Origin of the sequence: Cognatiyoonia sp. IB215182, assembly GCF_033963905.1 — a bacterium.
In the GTDB taxonomy this organism is placed as follows: Bacteria; Pseudomonadota; Alphaproteobacteria; order Rhodobacterales; family Rhodobacteraceae; genus Yoonia.
Genome location: NZ_JAXBMB010000005.1, coordinates 81,778 through 97,794 on the forward strand (window position 1 = coordinate 81,778; position 16,017 = coordinate 97,794).

At 58.0% G+C, this 16,017-nt stretch carries 17 protein-coding genes; 8 read left to right on the top strand and 9 right to left on the bottom strand.

The window, feature by feature from the left end; translation table 11 throughout:
* Positions 1-11: 11 nt before the first annotated feature.
* From SLH47_RS11250 to SLH47_RS11270, 5 genes are all read right to left on the bottom strand, one after another.
* Entirely contained in the window at positions 12-866 is an 855-nt protein-coding gene (locus tag SLH47_RS11250) for a hypothetical protein (protein WP_320239606.1), read from the bottom strand.
* On the bottom strand, positions 863-1,453 hold the full coding sequence (locus SLH47_RS11255; protein ID WP_320239607.1) for a LemA family protein: 591 nt from the start codon (positions 1,451-1,453) through the stop codon (positions 863-865). Before SLH47_RS11255 ends, SLH47_RS11250 begins: the two co-directional genes overlap by 4 nt.
* A gap of 11 nt (positions 1,454-1,464) precedes the next feature.
* On the bottom strand, positions 1,465-2,415 hold the full coding sequence (locus SLH47_RS11260; protein ID WP_320239608.1) for a hypothetical protein: 951 nt from the start codon (positions 2,413-2,415) through the stop codon (positions 1,465-1,467).
* 189 nt (positions 2,416-2,604) lie between these two features.
* The gene (locus SLH47_RS11265; protein WP_320239609.1) at positions 2,605-3,387 is read right to left on the bottom strand and encodes a 3-keto-5-aminohexanoate cleavage protein; all 783 of its coding nucleotides are present in this window, start codon (positions 3,385-3,387) and stop codon (positions 2,605-2,607) included.
* The gene (locus SLH47_RS11270) at positions 3,387-4,706 is read right to left on the bottom strand and encodes an aspartate aminotransferase family protein (protein ID WP_320239610.1); all 1,320 of its coding nucleotides are present in this window, start codon (positions 4,704-4,706) and stop codon (positions 3,387-3,389) included. The genes SLH47_RS11265 and SLH47_RS11270 overlap by 1 nt, the downstream gene beginning before the upstream one ends.
* Before the next feature lie 99 nt (positions 4,707-4,805).
* Here SLH47_RS11270 and SLH47_RS11275 point away from each other — a divergent pair, with 99 nt between their 5' ends.
* From SLH47_RS11275 to SLH47_RS11305, 7 genes are all read left to right on the top strand, one after another.
* Positions 4,806-5,660, top strand: a complete 855-nt coding sequence (locus SLH47_RS11275) for a MurR/RpiR family transcriptional regulator (RefSeq protein ID WP_320239611.1) — start codon at positions 4,806-4,808, stop codon at positions 5,658-5,660.
* Between the two features lie 36 nt (positions 5,661-5,696).
* Positions 5,697-6,665 carry a TAXI family TRAP transporter solute-binding subunit gene (locus SLH47_RS11280; protein WP_320239612.1) on the top strand — a complete coding sequence of 323 codons (969 nt, stop codon included), beginning with the start codon at positions 5,697-5,699 and terminating at the stop codon, positions 6,663-6,665.
* A gap of 89 nt (positions 6,666-6,754) precedes the next feature.
* Positions 6,755-9,370 carry a TRAP transporter permease gene (locus SLH47_RS11285; RefSeq protein ID WP_320239613.1) on the top strand — a complete coding sequence of 872 codons (2,616 nt, stop codon included), beginning with the start codon at positions 6,755-6,757 and terminating at the stop codon, positions 9,368-9,370.
* Complete coding sequence (locus tag SLH47_RS11290; RefSeq protein ID WP_320239614.1) at positions 9,367-9,798, top strand: universal stress protein; 432 nt, start codon at positions 9,367-9,369, stop codon at positions 9,796-9,798. The genes SLH47_RS11285 and SLH47_RS11290 overlap by 4 nt, the downstream gene beginning before the upstream one ends.
* Before the next feature lie 142 nt (positions 9,799-9,940).
* Positions 9,941-10,888, top strand: coding sequence for a DUF5996 family protein (locus tag SLH47_RS11295; protein ID WP_320239615.1), 948 nt, complete (start codon positions 9,941-9,943; stop codon positions 10,886-10,888).
* 110 nt (positions 10,889-10,998) lie between these two features.
* Entirely contained in the window at positions 10,999-11,460 is a 462-nt protein-coding gene (locus SLH47_RS11300) for an SgcJ/EcaC family oxidoreductase (RefSeq protein ID WP_320239616.1), read from the top strand.
* A gap of 182 nt (positions 11,461-11,642) precedes the next feature.
* The gene (locus SLH47_RS11305; protein ID WP_320239617.1) at positions 11,643-12,455 is read left to right on the top strand and encodes a DUF2189 domain-containing protein; all 813 of its coding nucleotides are present in this window, start codon (positions 11,643-11,645) and stop codon (positions 12,453-12,455) included.
* 52 nt (positions 12,456-12,507) lie between these two features.
* Here SLH47_RS11305 and SLH47_RS11310 read toward each other — a convergent pair whose 3' ends face one another.
* From SLH47_RS11310 to SLH47_RS11325, 4 genes are all read right to left on the bottom strand, one after another.
* Positions 12,508-12,981 (bottom strand): GNAT family N-acetyltransferase, encoded by a 474-nt coding sequence (locus tag SLH47_RS11310; RefSeq protein ID WP_320239618.1) that lies wholly within the window; start codon positions 12,979-12,981, stop codon positions 12,508-12,510.
* A 226-nt stretch (positions 12,982-13,207) separates the two neighbouring features.
* Positions 13,208-13,846, bottom strand: a complete 639-nt coding sequence (locus SLH47_RS11315) for a class I SAM-dependent methyltransferase (protein ID WP_320239619.1) — start codon at positions 13,844-13,846, stop codon at positions 13,208-13,210.
* Between the two features lie 55 nt (positions 13,847-13,901).
* Complete coding sequence (locus SLH47_RS11320) at positions 13,902-14,336, bottom strand: DUF6326 family protein (RefSeq protein WP_320239620.1); 435 nt, start codon at positions 14,334-14,336, stop codon at positions 13,902-13,904.
* Positions 14,337-14,366: 30 nt separating this feature from the next.
* Positions 14,367-15,008, bottom strand: coding sequence for a class I SAM-dependent methyltransferase (locus tag SLH47_RS11325; protein ID WP_320239621.1), 642 nt, complete (start codon positions 15,006-15,008; stop codon positions 14,367-14,369).
* An 89-nt stretch (positions 15,009-15,097) separates the two neighbouring features.
* On the opposite strand from SLH47_RS11325, the gene SLH47_RS11330 reads away from it, so the two are divergent.
* Positions 15,098-16,003, top strand: coding sequence for a LysR family transcriptional regulator (locus tag SLH47_RS11330; protein ID WP_320239622.1), 906 nt, complete (start codon positions 15,098-15,100; stop codon positions 16,001-16,003).
* Positions 16,004-16,017: the final 14 nt, after the last annotated feature.

Sequence of the window (16,017 nt, forward strand, 5' to 3'; positions counted from 1 at the left end):
TTCTGTCCTTTCTACTGCCCATCGGTTGCGGCGTAATCTTCCGCAACCTCGATCTGCAGTTCCATCGCAACCGCGTTCAATTCATCCAGCAACACCGCACACATGCCCGGGGTCATGTTGTCCCAATCGGTGATGCCTGCACGGTCCACGGCGGTGTAAAAGTCATCGATCATCTGCTCCTGCCCGATCGCGCCGACGCGCTGCGCCATATCGTTGACCAGAACGCAAGGCGGCGGGCCATCAGCCCCGATGATCACATCTTCGGTGTCGCCCATCACCCGCTGCAGGAACAGCACCGCGTCGAGTTGGAAAATCTCGTCATCGGTAAACATCTCCAGCCGGGCCGACTGCGCGCCGAGCTTGTCGAAATACATCACAACCGGGATCGGAACACCGGCCCAATCAGGCAGCACCGCCTCCCACCCGCTGCTGCCGGTGCTTTCCATGCGGATCGGTTTGGGAAAAGGGTGCGGCAGGAACAGGTTCACGTGATCGGCGCCCGGTTCAATGCGGATCGGTGGACCCGGTTCCCACGCAAAGGGCGTGGATTGGCCCAGTGAGGTCATCGTACCGTCCGCGCCGGTCACGTCATAGACAAAGGCAGTTGGCGCAGGATCAATGGTGCCGCTTTGCAGACCGGTGACGTCGATGTAACCGCTCAGCCCCTCGTAAAAGGCAAGACAGCGGCCAGCCTCACAGAAATCGGTGACCTCGATCCCGCACTGGTTGGGACTGACGCCGCCGATAACCCCGTCCGATGTCGGGTTAGGATGAAAGTTCAGCACACCGGATCCAGGCAAATCGTTCGTACAGGCGGCATGAGCGGCAACCGGTGTAAGCAGTAGCGCGGCAAGCAACGCCCTCATGACTTCGCCCCAAAACCCAGATCAGACAGCGCCACATCTTGCGAAATTGTCTCCATCTCGGCCTGCGACACCTCGAACAGTTTCGCCTTTGCAAAATCGCCCCGCGCTGCCACGAAGCTCCACGGGATCTGGTCAAGCCGTGTGTTGTACGCGGCCACATTGCCGTTGTAGAGGCGGCGTGAAGCGGCGATCTGATCCTCTGTCTCTTCCAACTGCTTTTGCAGCAATTGGATGTTGTCGTTGGCGGTAATCTCGGGCGTATCCTCGGCGTAACCTGCAAACTGGCTAAGTGCCGCTGTCAGCGCAGCCTCTGCCTGATTGACCTCGTCCTGGGCACCTGAGGTCAGCGCGGCTGCGGCCGTCGTGCGAGCCTCTAGCAGCTTATCGAAAATCTCATTCTCATGGTTCATCGCGGTCTGGGCGGCCTGCACCAGATTGGGGATCAATGCGTGACGACGTTTGAGCTGCACGGTGATCCCTGACCAACCTTCGGACACCTTTTCACGCGCTGCGACCAGCCCGTTCTGACAAATGGCCCAGGTCACGGGCACGCCGATAATGACAAGAATGAGAATTGTAAGAAACATCTGAAAATCCGTTATTCTGCGTAAGCTTTGAAGGCGGTGGCCGCATCGGCGAAATCGGTGATGGCCTGCTTCAGCAGCGCGGCCAATTCATCCTCCAGCGTGGTCTGCAGGTTGCGGTAACCGCCGAAAAAGACAGTGTCGTGGTCGATAATGACCCGTGCGGCATAGGTGTCCGCCAGCCCGATCATCACAGTCTGAAAGGCGGGGGTCAGAACTTGCAACAGCTCTGCCGTGGCATCATTCGCCCGCACCTCCTCACCCACATTCATAGTCAGGCGGATGTTGTATTTGTCGTTGAATTCGGTGCTTTCGGTTTTGATGTCGCGATCCAGAGGGCCGATGGCAGTCGCAAATTCCGGCATAATCTCGGCACGCACGCGCGTGTCACGATCCAGCTTATAGGCCACAAGAAACGATGCGAATTCGCCATGGGCACTCGACCCCGCGGTACGAATGTTCGCGCTGGGCCCGCTGCCATAGACGGCAGATTGCGATAACGACAGACCCATCCAAAAGGGGATACCGGCATCCGTCTTCCCCCATAGCTCGTGATCAATGACCAGCGGAATCGAGCCACCAAAACGCAAGACCATCAGGCTGCGGATACGGCGAGCGAAGGCCCCCATCTTTGTCTCGGCGATCTTCGTTCCACCAACATGACCATTCGCGGCGACCGCGTTGCGGATGCGGGCATGGCTGTTTCGTGTGGCACCAGTGATCTGATCGCCCAGAAAAAAGTAGACGAAGCCAAGACAAAAGGCCCCCAACCCGTAAAAACGCCACGTCTCGCTGAGAACTCCGACGCCAAAACCGATCAACATCACCAAAATTACGGGCCCGTTCAGTGCACGCACGACGCCATCAAGCCGGTGGACCTTTACGGCTGTTTCGATCGGCGGCTTGGCCTGAACCTCGCCCAGGATCGGATCCCAACACGTGACGGCATGATTTGCCCCGCTCATGTGCGGTGCCTCGGGTTCATGGGTTCCGCAACCGATGAATGAATTTCCATTGTCTTAAATCTCTTGTTGCTAGCAAGGGTCAGAACTGGCGCTTGTCTGCGGCACACTGGCAGGTGGTGCCGTCCCAAAGCCATCACCCGATCTGGGGAAGGGTTGAGGCGACCAAGAATAGAAGACGCGTTTGGAGAGTTAATGCCCTTGCATCAATTCCCCTGAATTGCTTAGCAATGTGCGAAGATCTGCGACCTTGTCGGCATTGTCCGACGCGATGCGGCCCGTCGACAGGTGCAATGAGTTTTCAAACCCTGTCCTGCATTTCCCACCCTTCGCGGCTGCCTCTTTCAGGCAATCCGGTTCACGCGGACCGAAGGCGCACACGGCCCAGTCGGGTGCCAATGCGCGTGTTTCCATCCAGTCCAAGAACGGGGCCAAATCTGTCGGCTGCGCTGGGCGCCGCCCGTATCGGCCAAGTACAAACAGGACCTGCAAGTCGGGATCGCTCACGTCTTGCTCTGGCAATGTCTGTTCAAGCAAGGCGCAGTCATCGCGGTCATAAAGGATGTATTGCAGCGTGATCTGGCGTTGCGCACATTCCTGAACAAAATGCGTCACTTCCCTGGCAGATGCCCGGCAAATCTCGCGGATGGAGACAGAGACCATGTCGGCCCCGCCATCTAGCGCAACCTGCATCTGGTGCTGCGGGACGTATCGGCCAGCAGCTTCGGTTGTGATTTGCACGGCCATGTCGGGCACGGCTTCGCGCAGTGAAGCAACCAATTCGCGATAGGCGCCACTGTCCAGTATATGTTGACCTTCATTGTCCCGAATATGGGCATGGATGGCGCCAGCGCCAGCGGCAAAGCAGGATTTGGCGCAGGCGACAATCTCGCCGTTCGTGACCGGAAGTGCGGGATGATCAGCTTTCTGCAGGCGTGCGCCATTTGGCGCGACCATGATTTGCGGCAACCGCATCAGATGACTGCTGCGAGGCTAGCCGCCAGTTTGTCCACCAGTTCATCGATCTGCGCCTCAGTACTGATGAATGGCGGTGCCAGCAGCACATGATCCCCGGATTTGCCATCAATGGTTCCGTTCATCGGATAGCAGATAAGCCCGTTTTCCATGGCGGCCCCCTTAAGCCGCGCGGCTAGCTTCTTTTCCGGTGCAAAGGGCGTCTTGGTTTCCCGGTCAGCAACGAATTCCAGGCCCCGGAACATGCCGCGTCCGCGGATATCGCCCACATGCGGGTGCTGGCCGAAGGTGGATTGCAGCGCGCCCAAAAGGTAGTCGCCACGCTCTGCCGCTTGCGTCGTCAGACCGCCATCGGTGAGTTTCGTGACAACCGCATGTGCCGCCGCACAAGCAACCGGATGGCCAAGATATGTGTGGCCATGCTGGAAAAAGCCGCTGCCGCTCGCGATTGTATCGTAAATCGCGCCGCTGCAGAGCATCGCCCCGATGGGCTGGTAACCGGCCCCCAGACCTTTGGCGATGGTGACGATATCGGGCCGCACATTGTCCTGTTCGCAGGCAAAGAGCGTACCCGTCCGGCCCATGCCACACATGACCTCATCAAGCATCAAGAGGATGCCGTATTTGTCGCAGATCTCGCGGATACGGCCAAAATAGCCTTGGACGGCCGGGATTGCCCCAGCAGTTGCGCCGACAACGGGCTCGGCCAGAAAGCCGATCACCGTCTCGGGGCCGCGGCGCAGAAGTTCGGCTTCCAGCTCGTTTGCGACGCGCTCTCCATATGCTGCAAGGCTCTCATCAGGGCCCTGATCACGATAGGCGTAGCAGGGCGCGATATGACTGGCAGAGACCATCACCGGATCAAACGGGGCACGCCGCCACATGTTGCCTCCAGTTCCCAACGCGCCAAGCGTGTTGCCGTGATAGCTTTGGCGCCGGGCAATAAACCTTATTCGGTCGGGCTGACCGATTTCGATCATGTATTGCCGGGCGAGTTTCAGTGCGGCCTCAACTGCCTCTGACCCGCCAGAGACAAGATAGACGCGTTCAATTCCCTCGGGCGCGTGGGTGATCAGTTTTGTGGCCAGCTTTTCGGCTGGTTCGGAGGTGAAGAACCCGGTGTGGGCAAAATCGAGGGTCTCGACCTGCGCTTGGATCGCCGCGATCACGTCAGGGTCGCTGTGGCCCAGGCAAGAGACTGCGGCACCGCCAGAGCCATCTAGATAAGCCTTACCTTGCGCATCGTAGACGTAAACGCCTTCTGCGCGCGTGGCGACAGGCAGGGCAGAGCGACAGTGCCGGGCAAAGACGTGAGACATCGGGAATCCTGTTCGAGCAAGCGTTGAAACAGATGAAACGCTATTTGACTTTGTATGAAACAAAGGAAACACTCAAGTGTGGAATCAGGGGAAACAGTGATGTCGTTTGAAACGCGTCTGGCAGAGCGATACGACAGCCTGTCAGAGGCATTGCGACAGGCGGCGCGGTATCTCGAAGATAATCCGGTCGACGTCGCGACGCGCCCACTGCGTGCGGTGTCCAAGGAAAGTGGAGTGTCCCCGGCAGCATTCACGCGGCTCATCCGGGCGCTGGATTACGACGATATCGAAGCGTTGCGCGATGAATTTCGTGATAAGATCACCCGTAAAATTGACAATTTCGCGCATCGTGCAGAGCGGCTGCAGCAGCAATACCATGCGGATACGAGCAGCTTTTTCGATGCTCATCTTGCGGCCTGCCAGGCGAATCTCGAATCGGTTGCGCAGATCGACCGCGCATTGCTGGAACGGGCGGCCCTGAAACTCAGCGAGGCTCGGAAAGTCGTTTTAATGGGTGCACTTGGGTCCACCGGCGTGGTCGAATACCTGTCTTACATGGCTAATTTCTGCGCTGACAACTGGTCAATGGCCAGTCGCATGGGGGCGTCACTCGGTGGCGGGTTGACGGGGCTCGACAACCGTGATGCCCTTCTGATTGTGACCAAGCCGCCATTTTCTGATCGTGCGATCAGGGCAGCGCGGTTCGCAAGTGACCGGGGGGTCTATGTCATAGTCATTACTGACACACATCGATGCCCTGCTTTGCAGGTGGCCAGTGCAGGGTTCGTTTTGCCAACGACCAGCCCGCATTTCTATTCGTCTTATGTGACGACGCTGTTTTTCGTTGAGGCGCTGATTGGCCTGATCGTCAGCCGCTCCGGGGATACCGCAAAGGCCCGCATCGCAGAGGTCGAACAAACAACGCAAGTGCTGGCCGAAGTATGGGACCAGTAGCGCAAGAGTAACCAACACATCACAAGGGAGAACACGATGTTTGCTAAGTTAAGAATTGTTGCAGCCGGGGTGGCGACCGCCGCGATGATGGCACCCGCCGCGATGGCGGAAGAGTTCATCACCATCGGCACCGGCGGTGTCACCGGGGTGTATTACCCAACCGGTGGCGCGATTTGCCGTCTGGTGAACCAGGGCCGCCGCGACCACGGCATCCGCTGCTCGGTCGAGTCCACCGGTGGCTCGGTCTACAACATCAACACCATTCGCGAAGGTGAGCTGGAGTTCGGCGTGGCCCAGTCTGACTGGCAGTTCCACGCCTTTAACGGCACCTCCCGGTTTGAGGAAAATGGCGCATTCGAAGACCTCCGCGCCGTTTTCTCGGTCCATCCAGAACCCTTTACTGTTGTCGCCCGTGCTGATGCAGGCATCACGACGATCGAAGATCTGAAGGGCAAGCGCGTGAATATCGGCAACCCAGGCTCCGGCCAGCGCGGCACGATGGAAGTGCTGATGGGTGCGCTTGGCTGGACGATGGACGACTTCGCGCTTGCAACCGAGCTGAAAGCGGCAGAGCAATCGGCAGCACTTTGCGACAACCAGATTGATGCGATGGTTTACACTGTTGGCCATCCATCCGGTTCGATCTCTGAAGCAACAACCGCGTGCGACTCTGTTCTTGTCGAAGTGTCGGGTCCGGCTGTTGATCAGCTGATCGCCGACAACTCATTCTACCGCTCCGCCACCATTCCCGGTGGGATGTATCGCGGTAACGACAGTGATGTGACCACCTTTGGTGTTGGCGCGACCTTTGTAAGCTCTGCCAGCGTGTCTGATGACGTGGTCTACACACTGGTAAAGTCGGTCTTTGACAATATCGACGACTTCAAGGGCCTGCATCCTGCATTTGCCAATCTGGAACCAGCCGAAATGGCATCTGCCGGTCTGTCTGCACCGATCCATGATGGTGCAGCACGTTACTATAAAGAAGCGGGTTTGATGGAGTAATCCACAACCGCACGTGACAATTCCGGGGGCGGCGGTGCTGGCCCCGGACCTCAACAATGATCAGCCGGGAACCGGTGACAGGGGGACATATGACCAACGCAGAGAACCGCCAGCTCAGCGAAGAAGAGCTTCAGGAACTCGTTGCCGCCAGCGACAGCGGCGCGCGCAGTCCGACAGGTGCCATTGGCACCATGATCGCAGTGACGGCACTGATCTGGTCGATCTTTCAGGTCCTGCTTGCCTCACCGGTTGCGCCTTATGTCCTCCCAGGCGATCTGATCAACAACTCACGACAAATCCATCTGGCATTTGCCGTATTCCTTGCCGCGATGGCCTATCCGCTCTTCAAATCAAGCCCGCGCGATCGCATCCCATGGTATGACTGGATCCTCGGCGTGGGCGGCGCATTTCTGGCGCTTTACGGATATTTCTTTTACGACAAGATCGTGCAGAACGGTGGCCTTGCCGACACGACCGATGCCTATTTCGGTCTGGCCGGTCTGATCTTCCTTTTCATTGCAGCTTACCGCACTTTGGGCCCGGTCATGGTGATCCTCGCGGTGGTCTTCCTCGGCTACGTTTTCTTCGGCTCGTCCGAAGTGGTGCCGGACCAAATCCGTTGGGCGGGTGCATCGCTGCGCAAGGCGATGAGCCATATGTGGATCACGTCAGAGGGCGTGTTCGGCATCGCATTGGGCGTTTCGACCAAATTCGTGTTCCTCTTCGTCCTGTTCGGCGCGCTGCTCGATAAGGCGGGGGCCGGGAACTATTTCATCAAGATGGCCTTTGGTGCGCTCGGCCACCTGCGGGGTGGCCCTGCGAAGGCAGCGGTTGTTGGTTCTGCCGCCACAGGCCTGATCTCTGGCTCGTCCATCGCCAACGTGGTCACGACCGGGACATTCACGATCCCGCTGATGAAGCGTGTGGGCTTCACGGCAGAAAAGGCAGGCTCGGTCGAGGTTGCCTCGTCCGTGAACGGCCAGATCATGCCACCGGTCATGGGGGCGGCGGCGTTCCTCATGGTGGAGTATGTCGGCATTTCCTACGTTGAGGTGATCACCCACGCCTTCCTGCCTGCGGTGATTTCCTACATCGCGCTGGTCTATATCGTTCACCTCGAAGCGGTGAAGAACAACATGCCGACCATCGGCAACAAGGTGGTCAGCATGGGCCGCACCATTGGCGGCATGTTCGCGTTCTTCGCAGGCTTTGCACTGCTTTGTTACGCGACGCAATACCCCGTCAGGTTTGTGACCTCGCTCTTCCCCGAAGGCTCTGGCTGGATCCTCGCAGGGCTTTTGGGGCTGGTTTACGTCGCGCTGATCTACCTTGCAGCACAGACCGAAGACCTTGAGCCAGATGACCCCAACGCCGATGTCGTCGAACTGCCGGATCTGGCGAAGATCTATAAATCCGGGCTCTACTACCTGCTGCCGATCATCGTGCTGGTCTACTTCCTGATGATTGAGCGTAAATCTCCAGGCCTATCGGCCTTCTGGGCGACATTCCTGCTATTTGGCATCCTGCTGACCCAGAAAACGCTGAAAGCAATGTTCCGGGGTGAGGCAAACGCGATCAGCCGTCTGCAGGATGGCCTGATCGATCTGATCAACGGCATGATCGACGGCGCGCGCAACATGATCGGCATCGGCCTCGCAACAGCGACGGCCGGTATCATCGTTGGCACGGTATCCTTGACGGGCATCGGTCAGGTGATGGCGGATTTCGTAGAGTTCCTGTCAGGCGGCAACCTGATCCTGATGCTGGTCTTTGTGGCGATCCTTTCGCTGATCCTTGGTATGGGGCTGCCCACAACGGCGAACTACATCGTGGTCTCATCCCTGATGGTGGCCGTTGTCGTGGAACTCGGCGCACAATCGGGTCTGATCGTGCCGCTGATCGCTGTCCACCTCTTTGTGTTCTACTTCGGGATCATGGCCGATGTGACGCCGCCGGTGGGGCTGGCGAGCTTTGCGGCGGCTGCCGTTTCTGGCGGCGACGCAATCCGGACAGGCTTTACCGCGTTCTTCTATAGCCTGCGGACCGTGGCACTGCCTTTCGTGTTCATCTTCAACACCGACCTTCTGCTGATCGATGTGACATGGACACAAGGGATTATCGTCTTCATTGTCTCAACCATCGGCATCCTTGTGTTTACGGCGGCCACGATGGGCTGGTTCCTGACCAAAAACCGGATTTGGGAGACGGTCGCGATGCTCGCCATTGCCTTTGCGCTCTTCCGGCCCGGTTTCTTCGTGAACCAGATCCAGCCGCCATTCACCGATATCGCTCCGGCCAATTTCGCCGAGGCGCTTGGCGAGGCCGCGCCTGGCAGCACCCTGCGCGCCGTGATCTCTGGCCCCGATTTCGATACGTTTGAGATGAAGGAAATCACCGTGCCGCTGACTGTGCCTGAGGTGGAAGGGGGCGATGCGCGTCTTGATGCGCTTGGCTTCATCATCATCCCGGACGGTGACGTGCAGCAGATGGATGAACCCGGTTTCGGTACCGAACTGGCCGATGCCTTGTCATCGTTCGACTTCTACGGGGATGATCCGGTGACGATTTCATCGGTGCAGGCAACATCAGATCAGTTGCCCAAAGAACTGATCTGGATCCCCGCACTTCTGCTTTTGGCGTTCATCGCGCTTTTGCAAAGCCGCCGCGCCGAACCGGTGCGTGAACCGCAAGGAGAATTGGCATGATTAAGAGTGTGCTTTGTGCCGTCGATGTAAACCGTCCGGAGGAGGAAACGCGCGTTCTGGAAACTGCCAAACGCATGGCTGATCTCGATGGGGCCCAATTGGATGTGATCACGGTTGTGCCCGATTTCGGCGCCAGCGTGGTCGGCGCCTACTTTCAGGAGCATCACGTGCACACCGCACGCGATAGTGCCGGTGAAGTCCTGAGCGGATTTATCGCGGAAACACTGGGAAAGGATGCTGATAACAAGGTCCGACACATCGTTGCGGTGGGAAGCGTCTATGAAGAGGTCCTCAAAACCGCGCAACATGCCGGTACAGATCTGATCGTGATTGGCGCCCACCGCCCTGACTTGAAGGACTACCTTCTCGGCCCCAATGCCGCGCGCGTTGTGCGCCACTCAAACTGCTCGGTCTATGTGGTGAGGTAACCGGGGGCTGTCAGCGGCTGATGCGCAAGCGCGGTCATGGCTCGTCCTTGATCACAATGATTGTGTGGGCAAACCTATATGGAACTGTTGTCATAAGGTGTGAGGTTTTCGGCAAACAGGCGGTAGCAAGAGAACGGACGCGATGACGACAAGCAAAGAGCTGAGCTGGCCGGATATCCCATTCGCACCGTGGCAGGATACCTGCGAGGCGCTTCATCTTTGGTGTCAGATTGTCGGAAAATATCGGCTGAGACACTCTTTCTGGGTCAACCATTCTTGGCATGCGACCCTCTATGTAACCGCGCGCGGCCTGACAACTGGCCCCATACCCGACCCGGTAGCGCCCGTTACAGCAACTTTCGACTTCTGTGATCACAAACTGAAGGTCGAAGCGGCGGGCGGGCAGGTCGAAGATTTTGACCTTGAGCCGATGAGCGTTGCGGACTTTCGAAAGAAGTTCGGAGAATCTGTCGAGGCTGTCGGCGGTGATTGCCGCATTCATGGGCGCCCGAATGAACTGCCCGACCCAACGCCGTTCCTCGAGGATCATGTGGAACGCCCCTACGATGCGGATGCGGTGGAAAGATTTCATCAGGCGCTTCTGCGGATCCATGATGTGTTTAACCGGTTTCGAACAGGATTTCACGGCAAGGTGTCGCCCGCTCACCTGTTCTGGGGGTCATTCGATTTCGCGGTGACGCGTTTCTCGGGTCGTGCGGCACCTCCGCATCCGGGTGGCATTCCCTTCCTGCCGGATCCGATTACACGCGAGGCTTACAGCCACGAGGTGTCATCAGCAGGGTTCTGGCCCGGCAATGGCTACGGTGAGCCGATGTTCTACTCCTACGCCTATCCCGTTCCAGAAGGGTTTTCGACACAGAACGTTCTGCCGAAGGGCGCGTTTTGGCATGCCGAACTCGGTGAGTTTCTGCTTCCCTACAAAGTCGTGCGAGACGCCGATGAGCCCGGCAATGTGCTGATGTCGTTTCTGCAATCAACCTTCGATGCAGCCGCCACTACAGGAAATTGGGACAGAACCATGGAACGCCCCTTGGGCGAATGTGGCCGCCCGCCAAATGACATGGCATAGGTTATGAGACGACAGTGATTTGCCCGGTCATCTGAACCTAGCTGCGAAGAAGGAAGTATAAGGCCACTCGCACAGATTGGACTGGACCGACTGAGTAACAGAGGCACGCGATGACAACTGATTATCCAACAGGTGAAACCGTCGCGCGCGCATTCTTTGACGCTTGGAATGCTGGCGATGCTGATGCCATTGCCAGTCTTTTCACGCCGGACGCTGATTTTGTGAACGTCGTCGGGATCTGGTGGACCTCTGCCCGTCAGATCCGCAAGGCGCATGATTATGGCTTCCGGCGCATATTCCAGAACGCACAGCTCACGATCATGGAACTGAAAGTTCGGGAATTGACGACTGACATTCACATTGTGCACACCGTTTCGACGTTGGACGGTCAGACGAGCGTGAATGAGGTTTCGGCCGGGCGACGCATCGCTGTCATCTCCATGGTTACAATCCGTGAACCGGGCGGATTCCGCATCGTCTCTTGCCAAAACACAGACCGTGTGGAGGGGGCGGATACGCATTTGAACAGCGCTGCCGGACTTCGCCCCGTCTCTTACGCAACGCGCGAGTGAGAACAGACACCACTGCTCAGGCATTCGAGGTAAACGCAATAGGTGCCAGATGGTGGTCTGCTCCGTTACTTGCCCCTCGGGCCTTGCTGATGCAAGCTTCGCGGAGAAGGAGGACGGCTTGTATCACCGCAAGGTCGGCTGCTGGTCTGAGCAGCGCGGCGATGTCTTTGGGGAGCGAGGCAATGACATCTAAGAAGGCAGAACCAACGCCACCCGAAAAGCTGACGCGGCAACAAACGCCGCCTCAGGCAAATGTGCTGACTGCCAACGATATCACCATGTCATTGAAGGCAGGGTACGCTGACTTTCTGGCGCGCCCTCTCATGAGCGGTTTCTTCGGCCTGTTTTATGCAGTCTTCGGAATCCTTTTTGTTTGGTGCCTGTTTTGGCTCGGCAGCATCTGGATGATTATTCCTGCAACGGTCGCCTTTCCCTTGGTCGCGCCATTTGCGGCAGCCGGACTTTATGAGATGTCCCGCCGACTGCAAAGGGAAGAGCCCTTCGGCTGGTCCGAAATCCTCACCGTCATGGCCAATCAACGCAAGCGCGAAATGGGCTGGATGGCTTTTGTCACCCTGTTCATTCTCTGGGTGTGGTTTTACCAGTTTCGGACCCTGCTAGTGATCATCCTCCAGGACGCATCCTTCTCGGATCTTGACGGGTTTCTGAACACGGTATTCTTCACGCCCGAGGGCTGGACCTTTCTTGTGATTGGCACCTGTGTCGGCGCATTCCTGTTCACTGTCCTGTTTTCGGTGACCGTGATCGCCATGCCAATGCTGCTCGAGCGCGAGATCGATTTCGTCTCTGCCATGATCACCTCTATTCGCGTCGTCATGGAAAACCCGGTGGTCATGCTCTCATGGGCGGCGATCGTCTCGGTCACCATGCTGTTGTCATTACTTCCGGCATTTCTGGGCCTGATCCTGACGCTGCCCATCCTTGGTCACACGACGTGGCACCTCTATCAGCGTGCGGTGGCACCTGCAGAATAGTGACCCGCAAGACTTCGTTTGACGCCCCAGACCGCAATAAGCGTGTCCCCGATCAGACCGTCTCCAGGCGAAACTTGCGGAACGCCGCACCGCCATACTCAACATCACCGACATGCGTGGCGCCAAGCCGCTTGAGCGCACCCAGATTCTGCCGAGATGGTGGCAAGAGGAATGTGGCATATGAAATCCGCTCATCCGCGACGGCGAAATCAATTGCCTTCTTCGAAATCCGCCTGCCGAGACCGAAAGCGTCCGGTCGCAGGACGAGGCCATAATCCCATTCGTCCCCTTCCTTCTGGAAGCCGCCCCAACCGACATATCTGTTGTCAGCCAGAAACGCCCAGTGTCCGAGGCCGTCACGCGCCCAGCACTCCTCCTTTTTGGCAATGAACTTGGCTGCGGTCCCCGCGTCCCATGCAAACGTCAAAAGCGGCATGTGCTCCGCAACCCGCGGGTCGGACATATGCGCGGCAATCTCCTCGGGAGGGATTTCGGACAGCCGGACAAATGTGATTTCAGAGGTCATGCGAACTTCTTTTGGTATCAATCGCGGCCGAACACCGTTTGAGTTGTGGATGCCCTGAGTAGGCCGCAGCTTTACTATGGCGCGTGTTCTTTGGCCAAAAAATCAAAAACAACCCTGATCCGCCGGCTTGTCCGAAGCTCCCGGTGTTTGACGAGCCAAATGGGAATTGAGAGCAGATCGACCTCCGTCAGAATTGGCCCGAACTCGGGGAACTGCACCTTCTGCCTCAGCCCTCGCGCTTGGCGACAAGCATTGCGACCGGACCTGTCACCGGTACCGAAACAACATGGCCCGCACCGGTAGCCATGATTGCCGCGCGCACCGCCTTCAACGAAAGAAACCGACCCGTGCCGCGAAGGCTGAGCGTTTGGCGAATGGCCTTTTGAACCACCCCGCGCGCAGGTTGATCTGCGCAGAACGCAAGGCAGAGCGTGCCGCCGGGCCGCAGGACCCGATACATCTCTTCAATAGCAGCCGCAGGATGCGTCGCCGTCTCAAGCGCCCAGGCACAGGTCACCAGGTCAAACCTGGCATCCTCAAACGGCATCGCCTCCAACCGCCCCCGCGCTTTCAGGCACGGCAGGTCAGCGCAACGCAGCAGCATTGCATCGGACGGATCCATCAAAGAAACCTGATGGGGTGCAATCACCTTTTCCCGAAACAACCTTCGCGCAAAGGCACCGGTGCCACAGCCCGCATCCAGAATATGCGTCGTAGGAGAAGCAAGGACGCGCACTGCCGCTTCGAGCGCCGATTGCGCCTCACCACCCGCGTAGCGCAACCAACGGTGGTGCAGCTTGTCGTAGTCGGGGGCAAGCCGGTCGTAGAGGCCGGCCAGATCTTGATATGTCGGGGCCAAGGTCATGTTGATTGCCTGCGATTGTGGGGTAGGTGGCGCTCCGCCGTACGGAGCACTCAGATCAGGTTGTGCGCGGCATGGACGGACTGGTTTCCTCAATGGAAAGCGAGAACTTCGTCCATCCAAACCAAAGGATTGCTGCCAGCGTCGCAAGGCCGACGACCAGAAAGAAGACGTCATCCGGGTCAATCGGCGGCGTGAACAACACAAGTGCAACTGTGAAAACCGCCGCAACAGCATTGACGATCCGCACCGCCCGTCTTGGCAGGATATGCGGCACGATCACCATGATGATCATAACCTCAACGGCAAAACCGCCATAAAGCAGCAATTCGTCGGTTATCTGCCGTCCAAACATCTCGCCTGCGATGACCCAATCCATATAGCCTGGCGACAAGAACTGATGGATGTCCCGGAAGATGATGTTCATCAGAAAAAAGACCCAGAGCGCCGAAAGCAGTGTTCGCGGATCCTGTGGAGGTGTTCGACTTTGCATCGTTAGAGCTTTCGATGTGAAGGACGCAGCTTAGATCGGCCGCTTTGCAATGATGAAGGGATTAAGGCGACCTTTGCCGAAGTATCGGCTTTCCAGGATGTCAAAGCCCGCTTTGACAAGTGCCTTGTGAAGATCATTTTTGCTCAACATCGTGACCTTCGGTGCAATCCCGATGAGCCGTAGCGCTCGGACAAAGAGGCGCAGGAAAACAGGTGCATCGTCAAGGCAGACGGTTTTGGATATGAACAGCCCGCCCGGTCTTATTTGGGCAAAGACGGCATCAAGAGCTTCCGGCACATCGTCAACAAGGTGCAAGAGGCTGAACGCTGTGATGACGTCAAACGGTGCTTCGACCAGCCGTTCATTTGCTGCCGCTTTTCGGAACGACACGTTGGCAACCATAGCGTCCGCGCGCTTCTTTTCGGCGATCGCTATCATCTCGTTCGAGATATCCGTCGCGGTGATTTCCGCGACACGCGGGGCGAGCCGAAGGGCTGTGCTGCCGGTGCCGCATCCGATTTCCAGAACCCGGTCCTCGGCACGCAGAAGCGCTCCAACGCGGGCGAGTTTTTCCTCGTAAGCGGCTGGGTCAGCGACCGGTTTCTTGGCATATTTTGGGGCGATCTTGTCCCAAAATGGTGCTGCATCGTTGTAAGAAATTGCGGTTTGCATGATTGGCATCTCCTTGGTTGACGCCGATCTAGATGTTCACAGGCAAACAGGCGATTGCCCAAATTTCTACATTTGATATACGCCCATATATGAACTGGGACGCGATCTCTTTCGACTGGAATCAGGTCCGCGCATTCCTTGCCACGGTTGAGGAAGGATCGTTTAGCGGTGCCGCCCGGGCATTGAAGACGACGCAGCCGACAATTGGCCGTCAGATCTCCGAACTTGAAACCAAGCTTGGCGTCACGCTGGTGGAGCGCAGCGTGCGGGGGCCGTCGCTCACGGAGGCGGGGCGCGATCTTCTCGATCATGTGCGGGCAATGGGCGACGCCGCGACGCTCATCTCAATGGTGGCCACGGGCAAGTCACAAGAGGTGACGGGTGAGGTCACCGTCACGGCAACCGACCTTTTGTCGGCCTCAGTGCTTCCGGGGCTGTTTGCTCCGCTGCGCGAAACAGCGCCCGGCATCAGGGTCAGGATCGTCGCCTCTGCCGACATGCAGAACCTGACACAGCGTGAGGCCGATATCGCGATCCGTCACGTGCGCCCGGAGCAACCTGACCTGATCGCCCGCCATGTCGGCGACTTCCGCGCGAACCTTTATGCCACGACATCGTATCTGGACCGGGTTGGGCGCCCTCAGGTTCCCAGAGACGTCGCCGCTTACGATTTTGTAGGCAATGCCGACCCCGAACGCCTGATGGCGCCACTTCACAACATGGGGATACCTGTCCACGCCGATCGGTTCGTCATGTCTAGCGAAAGCGGCGTGGTGGCGTGGGAATTGGTGAAGGCGGGCTACGGCGTTTCAATGCAGCCCGAGGTCCTTGGCGATAGGGAACCCGGCATGGAAAAGGTGTTGCCCGACTTCCCGTCGCTGGAGTTTCCGATCTGGCTCGTCACCCATCGAGAGCTTCAAACAAGCCGACGCATCCGGATCGTGTTTGACCTGCTTGCACGTGGATTGGCGGAGGCCCGACTCAAGCTGGTCTGATGCCCGCGGTTATA

Excerpts from the sequence above, each read along its gene's own strand:
- SLH47_RS11295 (WP_320239615.1), top strand. The coding sequence starts at position 9,941 with ATGACGACAAGCAAAGAGCTGAGCTGGCCGGATATCCCATTCGCACCG.
- SLH47_RS11255 (WP_320239607.1), bottom strand. The coding sequence starts at position 1,453 with ATGTTTCTTACAATTCTCATTCTTGTCATTATCGGCGTGCCCGTGACC.
- SLH47_RS11250 (WP_320239606.1), bottom strand. The coding sequence starts at position 866 with ATGAGGGCGTTGCTTGCCGCGCTACTGCTTACACCGGTTGCCGCTCAT.
- SLH47_RS11260 (WP_320239608.1), bottom strand. The coding sequence starts at position 2,415 with ATGAGCGGGGCAAATCATGCCGTCACGTGTTGGGATCCGATCCTGGGC.
- SLH47_RS11330 (WP_320239622.1), top strand. The coding sequence starts at position 15,098 with ATGAACTGGGACGCGATCTCTTTCGACTGGAATCAGGTCCGCGCATTC.
- SLH47_RS11305 (WP_320239617.1), top strand. The coding sequence starts at position 11,643 with ATGACATCTAAGAAGGCAGAACCAACGCCACCCGAAAAGCTGACGCGG.
- SLH47_RS11325 (WP_320239621.1), bottom strand. The coding sequence starts at position 15,008 with ATGCAAACCGCAATTTCTTACAACGATGCAGCACCATTTTGGGACAAG.
- SLH47_RS11280 (WP_320239612.1), top strand. The coding sequence starts at position 5,697 with ATGTTTGCTAAGTTAAGAATTGTTGCAGCCGGGGTGGCGACCGCCGCG.
- SLH47_RS11265 (WP_320239609.1), bottom strand. The coding sequence starts at position 3,387 with ATGCGGTTGCCGCAAATCATGGTCGCGCCAAATGGCGCACGCCTGCAG.
- SLH47_RS11290 (WP_320239614.1), top strand. The coding sequence starts at position 9,367 with ATGATTAAGAGTGTGCTTTGTGCCGTCGATGTAAACCGTCCGGAGGAG.
- SLH47_RS11320 (WP_320239620.1), bottom strand. The coding sequence starts at position 14,336 with ATGCAAAGTCGAACACCTCCACAGGATCCGCGAACACTGCTTTCGGCG.
- SLH47_RS11300 (WP_320239616.1), top strand. The coding sequence starts at position 10,999 with ATGACAACTGATTATCCAACAGGTGAAACCGTCGCGCGCGCATTCTTT.
- SLH47_RS11270 (WP_320239610.1), bottom strand. The coding sequence starts at position 4,706 with ATGTCTCACGTCTTTGCCCGGCACTGTCGCTCTGCCCTGCCTGTCGCC.
- SLH47_RS11315 (WP_320239619.1), bottom strand. The coding sequence starts at position 13,846 with ATGACCTTGGCCCCGACATATCAAGATCTGGCCGGCCTCTACGACCGG.
- SLH47_RS11310 (WP_320239618.1), bottom strand. The coding sequence starts at position 12,981 with ATGACCTCTGAAATCACATTTGTCCGGCTGTCCGAAATCCCTCCCGAG.
- SLH47_RS11285 (WP_320239613.1), top strand. The coding sequence starts at position 6,755 with ATGACCAACGCAGAGAACCGCCAGCTCAGCGAAGAAGAGCTTCAGGAA.
- SLH47_RS11275 (WP_320239611.1), top strand. The coding sequence starts at position 4,806 with ATGTCGTTTGAAACGCGTCTGGCAGAGCGATACGACAGCCTGTCAGAG.